At 37.5% G+C, this 11,818-nt stretch carries 10 protein-coding genes; 5 read left to right on the top strand and 5 right to left on the bottom strand.

Annotated elements, in window-relative coordinates:
- The first annotated feature begins 158 nt into the window (after positions 1 to 158).
- The 5 genes from LQ201_RS16580 to LQ201_RS16560 all read left to right on the top strand — a co-directional run bounded on the left by LQ201_RS16580 (position 159) and on the right by LQ201_RS16560 (position 3,568).
- Entirely contained in the window at positions 159 to 1,133 is a 975-nt protein-coding gene (locus tag LQ201_RS16580) for a hypothetical protein (RefSeq protein WP_230144549.1), read from the top strand.
- 11 nt (positions 1,134 to 1,144) lie between these two features.
- Complete coding sequence (locus LQ201_RS16575) at positions 1,145 to 1,495, top strand: VOC family protein (protein ID WP_230144548.1); 351 nt, start codon at positions 1,145 to 1,147, stop codon at positions 1,493 to 1,495.
- A gap of 247 nt (positions 1,496 to 1,742) precedes the next feature.
- Positions 1,743 to 2,228 carry a hypothetical protein gene (locus LQ201_RS16570; protein WP_230146653.1) on the top strand — a complete coding sequence of 162 codons (486 nt, stop codon included), beginning with the start codon at positions 1,743 to 1,745 and terminating at the stop codon, positions 2,226 to 2,228.
- Positions 2,229 to 2,249: 21 nt separating this feature from the next.
- Positions 2,250 to 2,804, top strand: a complete 555-nt coding sequence (locus LQ201_RS16565) for a hypothetical protein (protein WP_230144546.1) — start codon at positions 2,250 to 2,252, stop codon at positions 2,802 to 2,804.
- A 20-nt stretch (positions 2,805 to 2,824) separates the two neighbouring features.
- Complete coding sequence (locus tag LQ201_RS16560; RefSeq protein ID WP_230144545.1) at positions 2,825 to 3,568, top strand: DUF2625 domain-containing protein; 744 nt, start codon at positions 2,825 to 2,827, stop codon at positions 3,566 to 3,568.
- A 181-nt stretch (positions 3,569 to 3,749) separates the two neighbouring features.
- On the opposite strand, the gene LQ201_RS16555 is transcribed toward LQ201_RS16560, so the two are convergent.
- From LQ201_RS16555 to LQ201_RS16535, 5 genes are all read right to left on the bottom strand, one after another.
- Positions 3,750 to 4,112, bottom strand: a complete 363-nt coding sequence (locus LQ201_RS16555) for a hypothetical protein (protein ID WP_230144544.1) — start codon at positions 4,110 to 4,112, stop codon at positions 3,750 to 3,752.
- A gap of 90 nt (positions 4,113 to 4,202) precedes the next feature.
- Positions 4,203 to 6,650, bottom strand: a complete 2,448-nt coding sequence (locus LQ201_RS16550; protein ID WP_230144543.1) for a TonB-dependent receptor domain-containing protein — start codon at positions 6,648 to 6,650, stop codon at positions 4,203 to 4,205.
- A gap of 136 nt (positions 6,651 to 6,786) precedes the next feature.
- Positions 6,787 to 9,240 carry an outer membrane beta-barrel family protein gene (locus LQ201_RS16545; RefSeq protein WP_230144542.1) on the bottom strand — a complete coding sequence of 818 codons (2,454 nt, stop codon included), beginning with the start codon at positions 9,238 to 9,240 and terminating at the stop codon, positions 6,787 to 6,789.
- A 44-nt stretch (positions 9,241 to 9,284) separates the two neighbouring features.
- Positions 9,285 to 11,024: a PspC domain-containing protein gene (locus tag LQ201_RS16540; protein WP_230144541.1), complete on the bottom strand. Its 1,740-nt coding sequence runs from the start codon at positions 11,022 to 11,024 to the stop codon at positions 9,285 to 9,287.
- A gap of 14 nt (positions 11,025 to 11,038) precedes the next feature.
- Entirely contained in the window at positions 11,039 to 11,374 is a 336-nt protein-coding gene (locus LQ201_RS16535; RefSeq protein ID WP_029275299.1) for a PadR family transcriptional regulator, read from the bottom strand.
- Positions 11,375 to 11,818: the final 444 nt, after the last annotated feature.

The raw sequence follows: 11,818 nt of genomic DNA, 5'->3' as shown, positions 1-11,818 counted from the left end.
GATCACTTAAATCGACAGACATTAATTAACTTTCATAAGCCCCAGTAAATCGTGAAATCATCTCTAACGCTCCTCATTTTTTTTAATCTTACCGCAGCATTATCTTACAATCAATCTCAAGCTGTGCCGATTAATTCCGAAAACACCAAAAGGTCATAATGAAACGACAAACTATACCAGCCAATCATTTAAAAACTATCTGTTGGTTTAACAATGCAGTTATAGACTGGGCTTCTGCTGGCAAGCGGTATACACTTGATGGAAAAACAGATCAATTGGGCAAAAATAGTTTTAATTTTGGCGACAGCGCCATTATATCGGCCGACGGACAATATGCGTTTATTTATCAAAAACTTGGCACAAAGGGACTTCTACTTAAAAACGGAGCACTTTTAAGAGAAATAAACCGTTCATATTATTGCGCAGATGTTTATGAATACCCTGCGGCATTCGTGACCTTAAACAGTAACACATTTTTAATTCATTGTCCATCCGAATACTGTAGGCTTGATTTTGAAGAGGTTGAAACCGGACAGATCATCACCAGTCGTGAGGGACGAAATCCTACCGACTTTTTTCATTCCCGGCTCGAAATAAGTCCCAATGGCAAATACCTGATGAGTAAAGGCTGGTTTTGGCACCCCTGGGATGCCATCAAAGTATACGACATCGAAAAATGTATACAAAACCCCAAACTGCTTGATGAATCTGAAATTTATCCAAACGTTGTGGTAGAAATCGCTACTGCAAGTTTTATTGATGACCGCTGCATATTATTGGGGTCATCGGATGAGGAGGAAATGAATGAGGAGCTATTGGAAAATCTTCCACCAAAACATATTGCCATTTGGGACATCAACTTGAATCAAATTTCTAAACCAGTTAAAATGGACATTGAGTTTGGAAATCTTTTCGCCATTAATGACCAGTATGCCTGGGATACATATGGCTTCCCGAAAATTATAAATTTGGTAACAGGCGAAATAGTAGATCAGGACGAGAGTTTGCAAAGTGGATTACAAAATTCATCAATCATTCGCAATATTGAAGAACTTCCGAAAGTGGCTTTTAACCAAAAGACCAAACAATTGGCAATAACGAACGGCGATAGTATTGAGATTATTGAGCAATAAAAGATAAAAACATGGAAATTCGCTTATTGGTACTACGAACAAGTAACACGAAACTTCTAGCAGATTTTTATAGTTTACTTGGGCTTAAATTTGAATATCATAAACATGACAACTCTCCATACCATTATTCGGCTATAATTGAGTCAACTATTGTTGAAATTTATCCATTAGCTAAAAACCAAGATAAAGCAGACAAAAACTTAAGGTTAGGATTTGGTATAGAAAATTTTGATCAGGTGATGATAACGTTAAAAACATCACAAGTTGATTTTTCGCAAGAACCAACCCAAACAGAATTTGGTTTTATGACCATTATAATTGACCCCGATGGCCGGAAAATTGAATTGTATAAAAACAGTTAATAGACTTTGTTTAAAATAAAAATTTATTTAAATCGGAATGGAACCATACAAAAGCATCGATTCCTTAACGCAACAGATTAAAAAATAAATCATTATACTACGTGCCGAAAACCTGATAGACAAAACCATTTATTATAGAAATTTAGCCACGAATAAATCTTATTATTTCCCAATGTGTAAACAACATGATTCAAAAAAAACAAATTATTTATTATTATTTCTTTTTTTCGCATTAAACGGCTGTAATATGATAAGTGCAGGACATGGCTCTTTGACAAGTTACGATTTCGAAACAAATAAGGCTAACTTGGAAGCTGCTGTAATGAAAGTGATAGCTGAAAATAAAAATATTTACCGTGAACCTGAACCTAATCAAGAAGCGAAGGATATTTATAAAGAAATCGCAAAGGAAAGGAATAAAGACGATGAAAGTATAAATACTGACACAACCTATGTTGATTATTATAATGATGGCAAAGACTATTTGACCATAAAAATCAAGGATAAAAACTATAGGTTCACATTCAGGTATTATGGTGACGAAGAGACGTGGAAGACATCCCCAACATCCTCATTATTTATTGTATATGCTTATAATGAACTTGGGCAAGGAGGAGGTTACAACGATAATCAGGATCCAAAACTTTTGAAACAGTTAACAGCTGTTTTTGAATCAGAATTGGCCAATAAAGTTGAAAAAGAGTTAGGTTTAAAATATACGGCAAAGAAATAGACTGAATTTAAAAGGTTAAATGTGAAAACAACAATCAAGAACCTATCAAATCAAGAATTAGAACTATACAACTATACTGTGTCTCTACAAGAAATGACAGATATGGATAATATAGACAAGAAACTCAAAGAGGATGGCATTTTCAGTCAGTATCGACACATCCACAAAAGCTATTTCGATTTATTTTTCAATACAGAAAACAAGGAAACCAAGCTTGAAATCCTGAAACGCCTTGTGTTTCTGAACTGGTATGGTGAAATTGAGCCGAGTTATTTCACTGGTGTTAAAGATCTGGAAAATTCAATTATTTTGGAATCGTATACAATTTTAAACGAATACCTTTTAAGCAATAAAATCGATGAAGAATTTAAATGGATGTTATCCTATTATTCGAGTTGGTCTTTCGCCATACTTCCCTTTTCAGAAAATAACCTTTGTGCACTAACAAAATTTGTCAGAGAAGTTGACACTGCCCTTTTAGCTTGTCCAAAAAAACTATTACCCAAAGGAACCATGGATAACAGAGGACAAATGGGTATTTATTGGACAAGCTGTTTGGTGGAAAGAAATGAATAAAAGAGGTTTAAATATAAATTATGATCAAACACTTACTAATTGCCATAGTTGCCCTATCTAATTTAGCCGCTACAGCACAGACCAAAATGCGACCAGTTAATGAACTCATCAATACCACCAACCCAGGCTGGCCTGTGGTAAAAGATTGGATTGAATCTGCAAAAAACAAAGTCGAAATTTTAACAGCTGATAGTGCAAAGGCAAAAGATGCCTTGTTTAAGACACAGGTAACCACACGTTCGCCAATGGGTTCGGTAGTTTATATGACTGGCGGAATTTTGGTTGATGATGGCTGGATCAGAATTCTTGGTTCGGGCAATCCAAAACTAAACCGTACACTACCTGATTGGAACAAAGAAAAATCAATACAGAAATTTGGAGAAGCATCGCCCTTCCTATTAGTTGCAGATGATGCAATTGGCGGTTTTTACCTTTTAAATGGTGGTGGCCTCGGTAAAGACCTGGGAAAAATATACTATTTTTCTCCAGATAATTTAACTTACGAGCCACTTGATCTTACTTATTCGGATTTCTTACAGTTTTGTTTCAACAACGATTTAGACAAATTTTATAAAGGCAAAAGGTGGAATAAGTGGAGAGATGAGGTTTCAAAACTAGAAGGGGATAAAGTCATTAGTTTTTATCCAACCCTTTGGTCAAAAGAAGGCAAAAACATAAACAAAAACACAAAGAAAGTGATATCAATTGAAGAACAGTACAATTTAAATATAGAGACACGTAAACAGTTAGGGCTTGATAAGTAAAGCTCTTAGTTCTGCGCCTATCACCTTAAATCTGCGGGAAACAACTACGAAGGGGTTCTCCCGCAGATCACACAGATATCCGCAGATATTTCTTTATAAATTGCAGTCTAAGCATAGTCGAAGGCCATCCAACTTTGCGTGCTCTGCGTCTTCTCTCTGTGATCTTTGCGGTTAAAACACGTTACTCCGTTAATTTCTGTCTAATCCCTTCAGTAAGTTTTTTCACTTTCATATAACCTGCCATAGAGCTGTTCCGCTTATCGAAGTCGATTACTAACCAGCCTCTTTTGGCTTTAAGGTTAAACTTATCGCTACCGTTTAAGTTTACGAACAGATCGATATTCTGATCTAACGGAAGTTCATTATTCAAGGCACTATCCAGGAATTTTTCCAGTTTACCCGTTTTATCTTCGGCGTACTTGGCTTCAAATTTGAAACTAGTATCATTATCGGTAGCATTTATTGATAAATAACCGCCACTATTATGGCATCCGTAAGCTAAAGCGGTAATTAAAATTGCGATACTGTATATTATATTTTTCATTGTTTTTTGGTTAATTGTTTAAACTGGTTAACTGTATAAATTGGTTAATTGGGGATTTACTACCCAGACTTTAGACTAAGGACTAAAAAACTACCCTCCTGCCCTTCCCTTGATATCATCGGTAGCTGTATTTCTAGACCGGGCCGATTTTACATTCTGGTTCCCGAAATTGTAGCTGATGCTGAAATTTGCCCTTCGGCTGGTGTAACGGTTCACTACGTTCATATTGATGTTCTGATAAACCAGTTTCCCCTCCCAATGGTTGGTAAGTAAAATATCATCCATATTTAAACGGAGTTTAAGCTTTTTGTTCATTAAAGTTTTCTGGATTCCGGCGTTTAAAGCGCCCTGATAAATGGTGGTTTGCTCTACACCCGAAACCCGCGGGGAGTTTAGCCATGCACTAATTTCGATACTAAAGTTTTGAGGCAAGGAAAAGGAATTGGAGGTGAAAATATTTACCGCAGCCTTACCCGCACTGTATGCAGCACCTTCAATATTTCCGTCATTAAATTTGCTGTAATAAACACTAACATTATTTTGAATATTCCACCATTTCGTCACCTTAACAGGAACATATAAATCGGCGGAGTAGTTCTGGAAACGGCCTAAATTCTGGCGGATTACACTGATCACCCGGGTAGCATCATCCTGTTTACTAATTTGCGTAATCATATCACGGGTGTTCGAATAGCTGAGCGAAAATGAAGCTTGTTTATAACTGTAACTGATCTGGTAATTATCAGTAAACTGAGGTTTCAGATAAGGATTTCCCTGATCAACCGCCAAAGGGTCCATGTAAAACACAAATGGATTAAGCTGTTGGTAATTTGGACGGTCTACCCTTCTGCCATAAGAATAACGGATGTTATGGTTTTCACTGATCTTCTGATTAACAAAAACCGTTGGAAAAACAGATAGATAGTTCCGGTCTACTTCTTTCTGGTCGGTTACAGAAGTGCCATTAGAATGGGTGTGCTCCGCCCTTAAACCCAGCTGAACCTGAAATACCTTCCATTCTTTAGAGAAACTACCATAGATGGCATTGATATTTTCTTTATATACAAAGTTGTTCGATTTGCCCAGATCATTTTGCCAGACACCAGATACCAACTGCTCAGAAATAAAATCGTTATTCGTAACTACATAGCTGCTTTTTAAGCCCGTTTCAATTTTCATCGTTTTAGAAATGGGCAAAGTGAAATCCGTTCTGGCGGCATACACATTGATCTCCGCATCCGTATTATTTCTTAAACTGGTTTGGTTGGTTGGGTTGCCGTTTGCATTTAAATAATTGGCCAAAAAATTTTCATCTTTTTTATTGCTGAAACCCGAATAATCTACATCAAAAGTAAGGCTCTTACCTTTTTTATCGAAATCGTGTTTAATGTTAAAGTTGGCTGTTAAATTACCCACAGGCGAACTCGAGTTGGCATCCTGTAAAATATAGCTGAGATTCGAAGTTCCATTCTGCACTGCATTAATATTGGTATTGCTAAAGTTAGTCAGTTTGGTGTTTACCGTATTGGCATCTAACATCACCCCGAAAACTGTTTTCTCTGATGCATAATAATCTGCACCCAGCTTCCCCTGAAAACCAACACCTTTATTTTTACGGTCGAAATTTTGCGTAAGTGAACTGGCCAAACCTTCAGATAAAGTGGTACGGGTTAAAAAGGTATTGTTAAACTGGGCTTTGCGTACAACGGCACCATTTCCAAAAATGTTCCATTTACCTTGCCTGTGATTTAAGTTCAGGTTTACCCCGGCGCGGAACAAATCGCTGGGCGAATCGGGCATAATACCCTGCCCGGTAGTAACAGAAACTGTACCATTGGTACCATAAGCTTTGTTGCGTTTTAGTCTGATGTTGATGATCCCGGCATTTCCGGCAGCGTCATACTTGGCAGATGGATTGGTAATAAGTTCGATGGTAGAAATCTGATCGCTGCTCATATTGCTCAGCAATGTGGTAACATCAGCACCAGATAGGAAATTCGATTTCCCGTCGATCATCACCATTACACCGCTTTTATTATTCAGTTTAATCTGGTCTTTTTGGCGGTCGATCTGCACGCCTGGGGCTTTCTCTAACACTTCTAAAGCCGTGCCTCCAGTTGCAATAATGCTATTTTCTACATTCAGCACCGTTTTATCGATCTGATGTTCAATAAAAGGTTTTTTGCCCTCAACGCTCACTTCTTTCAATTGTTTGCTTAAACTTTCGATACTGATGATTGGCAACTTTAAATCACCGTTGACTGAAAAGTGATCCGTCTTTTTACGCTTAAAACCAACGATCGAGATCGACAACAGATACTCACCATTTTTCAACTGATCAATTGCAAATTCTCCTTCAATATTGGTCGATACACTTTTAACCACGGTGGTATCAGGATAGTTTAAAATCCGAATAATGGCAAACGACACTGGAACAGTTTTTTCATCGACGATTTTTCCCGTCAAACTATTTAATTTCTGGGCAAAAGAAGCCCCACATGCCATTAAGCATGCAACTAGCGTAAGTAATATTTTCATGATTTCTTCTTTTTAGGCGTTCTATTTTTAATGCTGAGACAAATTTGTTATTGCGAAACTCAGTCGACCCGGAACTTCTGCCTCCAAACTTTCACCCCCAGACTCTCAACTCCAAACTCCAAACTTAGAGTCCAGACTACCCCCCGGCTCTGTTCTTAACATCGTCTGCCGCCGTTTTCCGGTCCTGGTTTGATTTTAGATTTTGGTTGCCAAAACTATAACTGATATTGAAAGATACCCTTCTACTGATGTAATTATTCTGCACCCTTAAATTCACATTTTGATAATCGAGCGTTCCTTTCCAGTAGTTGGTTTGAAAAATATCATCAACATTTAACTTAAGCTTTAAAGCTTTGTTCAGGAAACTTTTTTGCACACCAATATTTAAAGCATACTGATAAATAGTGGTCCGTTCTAAACCCCTAACTTTTGGTGAGTTTAACCAAAAATTGGTCTCAAATGCCCAGTTATCGCCCAAAATAATCGAATTCACCGTATTAAAATTGTAAAAGACTTTACTTAAAACAAAGGGGGCGCCCTCTAAATTATCATCATTAAATTTATTATAAGAAACCCTAAAATTGTTTTGCAAATTCCACCATTTGGCAATGGTTAGCGGAACAGATAACCCGGCCGAGTAATATTCCCCGCTGCCAATATTCCCTTGGCCTACAGTAACTATTCTGGTGCTATCGTTTTGTGCGGTTTTACTATCTAAAATTAAATCTTTTGTTTTGGCATAACTCAATAAAAAAAACAATCCGCTTTTATAATTGTAACTCACCTCAAAATTATTGGTAAACTGTGGTTTTAAGTATGGGTTTCCCTGTGCTATGGTATAAGGATCCATGTAAAAATTAAACGGATTTAATTGCTGGTAATTTGGTCGATCTATCCGTCGGCCATAGGTGTAATGTAGATTACTACTTTCAGAAATTTTCTGGTTAATAAAAACCGTTGGAAATAATGACAAATAATGTTGTTTTACCGATGTATTATTGGTTACTGATGTTCCGGTAGATTGGGTAAACTCTGCCCGTAAACCAGCCTGAACCTGCCACTTGCCCAGATCTTTTGATAAGTTTGCATAAGCTGCATTTACGTTTTCTTTGTAAATAAAATTATTGCTTTGCCCTACAACATTTTGCCATTCATTATTTACCAATGCCAACGACAAAAAATCATTATTGGTTTTTACATAAGCACTTTTTAAACCGGTTTCCAGTTTTGTAGTTTTTGATAGCGGCCAGGTAAAATCTGTTTTTGCAGCATAGATATCAATGGCTGTTTTACTATCATTTTTAATAATTGTATTGTTGTAAACAGCCCCTTTTTCATCGTAAAAGTTAGTGTTAAAATTTTCCAGCCCCGAGTAGTCAAAGCCGGAGTAATCGGCATCAAAATTTAAGCTGGCACCCTCTTTTTTAAAATCATGCCTGATATTAAAATTTGCACTATAATTTTTGTTTGGGGTATTCGCATCAGAATATTGGATTAACGAATTATTGCCCGCAACCCCATCCTTAATTTCATTTATAAAGGTTTGAGAGAAATTATCCAATTTACGTGTATTCGTACTGCCATCAAACATAATACCGATAGTTGTTTTTTCACCTGCGTAATAATCTGCACCTAGTTTTGCGGCCAACCGCGATCCTGTATATATTTTCTGAAAATTCTGGTTAAACATACTTTGTAAACCATTGGCATTGGTGCTCCGCTCTAAAAATAAATTCGAAAAATTATTATTCTTTGAAGCATTTGCATTGGTGAAAAAATTCCACTTTTCTACACGGTGATTTAAATTGAAGTTAAGCTCCGATCCGTAAATATTGGTGGGTAAGTTAGCCCTTATTGCATTGCGATAGGTTGACGAGACACTTCCGTTGGTACCAAATGCTTTGTTCTTTTTAAGTTTAATGTTGATGATGCCCGCGTTGCCGGCAGCGTCATATTTAGCCGATGGGTTAGTAATAATTTCGATGGTAGCAATCTGGCTGCTACTTAAGCCATTCAGATAAACAGTTAAATCGGCACTCGATAGAAAGTTGTTCTTCCCATCAATCATCACCATTACACCCGATTTATTGTTCAATAAAATCTGGTCGTTTTGCCTGTCTAACTGTACGCCCGGCGCTTTCTCTAAAATTTCGAGCGCCGTACCGCCTGTTGCAATAATGCTGTTCTCTACATTCAGTACCATTTTATCAATCTGATGCTCAATAAAAGGTTTTTTGCCCTGAACGCTCACTTCTTTTAATTGTTTGCTTAAACTTTCGATCGTAATGGCAGGTAATTTCATGTCTTCGTTAAGCGACAAACGGTTAGTTTTTTTACTTTTAAAGCCCACTATAGAAATCGACAATACATACTCGCCACTTTTCAACTGATCGATCGCAAACGCTCCTTCGATATTGGTCGATACGCTTTTAACCACAGTGGTATCAGGATAATTCAGCACCCTAACAACCGCAAACGATACCGGAACAGTCTTTTCATCAACAATTTTCCCTGTAAGTTTATTTAATTTCTGGGCAAAAGAAGCCCCACATGCCATAAAGCATGCAACTAGCGTAAATAATGTTTTCATTGGTTTTTTCTTATAGGTACTTTTATGATGTTTATCGGATCGTATTATTCAGGCGCTATCCCCAATTCTTCCTTAACTTCCTTAATCCGGTTTGATACAGAATCCTGGTAAAGGGTATCATTAGGTCTTTCTAGGTGCAAATGATCTAAATCACGTAGCTCTTGCTCTAACTTTTCCTTTTTTAACGCTTCTTCTTTTAATTTTGCAACGCATTTCAAACCATCATCCGTCATAATCCATACACTAGAATCGTTATGATCATTTTCGCTGTCGTTACATTCCCAGGTCCAGTAATTATTAACATAGCGGTAAGCATCCTGCTTTAAAATTAATTTTGTACCCACCGGAATTTCAAGGTTTAACCTTACTTCCTGGTTTCTCCAAATGGTTCCCTTTCTCAATTGAAACCGCGGACTAAAAATCAGTTCAGCATCTTTCACTACATAATTGTAGCTAATGTTCTGTGCATTTTGCAAGGCACTTTGAAAGGTTTTACCCTGTGATTCGTATTTCTGCGTTAAACGCGTAACACCGGTTTCACTTTTGTTAATATCAATGCGGATACGGTTCGGTGAAACAAAAGGTCCGTCTTCAAAATCGTCAACTACAATCTGGTGGCGGTTATTCGCATCAATGTGGTAAGCCGCGCTATCTTCTTTACTGAAATATTTACTTTTATCAATATTGATGGTGTACACTGGATAAGCTTTCAGGTCGGTTGTTTGTGTTAACTCTGCATGTTGCTTAAATTCTGATGATATTTTAGCGGCTTGATAACCTGTTATAGCTACCCCGGCCAACCAGATAATTAACAGGGCAAAAGAAAGTGTTTTGTTAATGGCCTGTTTGTTAAAAGCTACCCTGATCGAGAATAACACCAGGGCTAAAATCGGCACAAAGCAAACAATAAATGCACCAAATAAAATTGCCCCCCTATTGCCTTCATTTATAATAGAGAAGGGAAAATATTCATAGATACTCGCATCCCAAAACCCCTGAAAAGCGGCCGTACCAATAATTAAGGTAATTAAAAAGAGTACGCCAAAAACAATGATGAACCCCGCAATGATCTTAAAAATCACCTTTCCGGTGCCCGAAATAAACCGGCCAAGCCATTCGAAAAACTCTCCTATAAAATTCCCTAAACGGGCAAATATTGGCTGAGCATGTTTATTTACTTCGCCCAAGCGTTCCTTAACGGCCTGTAGCTCTTCATCTAAGTTCTTTTGGAAACCCTGAAGATTTGCAGGTTCGCCTTTCATTTCCATCCTTTCGATACGCGATTTGGCTTTTGGCATGATGATCCAGAGTATGGCATATACCAGTATTCCAAATCCACCGGCAATACTGATTAGCAAGGTCGCCAGCCTGATCCATTTAGGATCTGCGTTTACATAATGTGCAATACCTGCACAAACTCCCGCTACCACGCGGTCGTCCATATCGCGGTACAGTTTTTTCTCTGTGTATTGGTATTGATAGTTGTTATTGATCACTGGCGCTTCTTCACCTTCCTCTACCGTGTCAAAATCCTGCACCTTGCCCATTTGCGCAATCACCGAATTTACGTTGGCCGAATCTACCACTTGTTTTTTCTGCTCTTCCAATTGCTCGGTTAACAGTTCGGCAATCCGGTTTTCGATATCCGTTACAATTTCAAGGTCATCTGCATGGTTGGCAAAATATTGTTTTACTTCGTTCAGGTAGGCCTTTAAGAGTTCGTAAGCACTTTCTTCAATATGAATAATCGTGTTCCCTATGTTTATGATGATGGTCTTTTCCATTTCCTTTTTAATATTTATGAATTGGCTCCTTTTTGTGAAATACCTACAGCATAAGCCAGCTCCTGCCAGGTTTGATCTAGTTGTGATAAAATACCCCGACCATCTTCGGTTAAGGTATAATATTTACGCGGTGGGCCCGAGGTAGACTCTACCCAGTTGTAGCTTAATAAACCATTGTTTTTAAGCCTCGTTAATAATGGATATAATGTACCCTCAACCACCAATAGCTTTGCCGTCCTTAATTCGGCAATAATATCCGAAGCATATATTTCGCCCCGTGAGATGATTGATAAAACACAGTACTCCAGAATTCCCTTCCGCATTTGTGTTTGCGTATTTTCTGCTATCATATAACAAAGATATATGTTTTATATACTACCATGCAATACATAGTACTAAAATAAATTAAAGTAAATACATAAACACCTTATTATCAGTTAATTAATTTTTAATAAAAATTTTATGTTTAAGGTTAAATGAATAAAATCTAAGTATTTGTAGCCTTTTTTTGTAAAGCAGGGTGCTGTAATCCTTAGGTTTCTACAGTCCTGCTATCACCTATAGTCCCGATTTAGACACCCTTTAAATATAAAATATTCGATAAAATCGGGAGCTATTTGGTTCTATCAGGTTTAAGGTGGAGAGGGCTGGTTTTACGATTAATGGTTTTTGGGATAATGCCAGAACAGCCCCTTGTAAATAAACCCGACAGAGTGGATAGCCCGCATCCCGATTTTTCATCGGGAGAGGACTACAAGCGATGGCGGGACTGCAGCTCCCATGAAAAACAGGGC

It is taken from the genome of Pedobacter sp. Bi126 (genome assembly GCF_918698245.1).
GTDB lineage: Bacteria > Bacteroidota > Bacteroidia > Sphingobacteriales > Sphingobacteriaceae > Pedobacter.
This window is presented reverse-complemented; position numbering and strand designations above follow the sequence as displayed.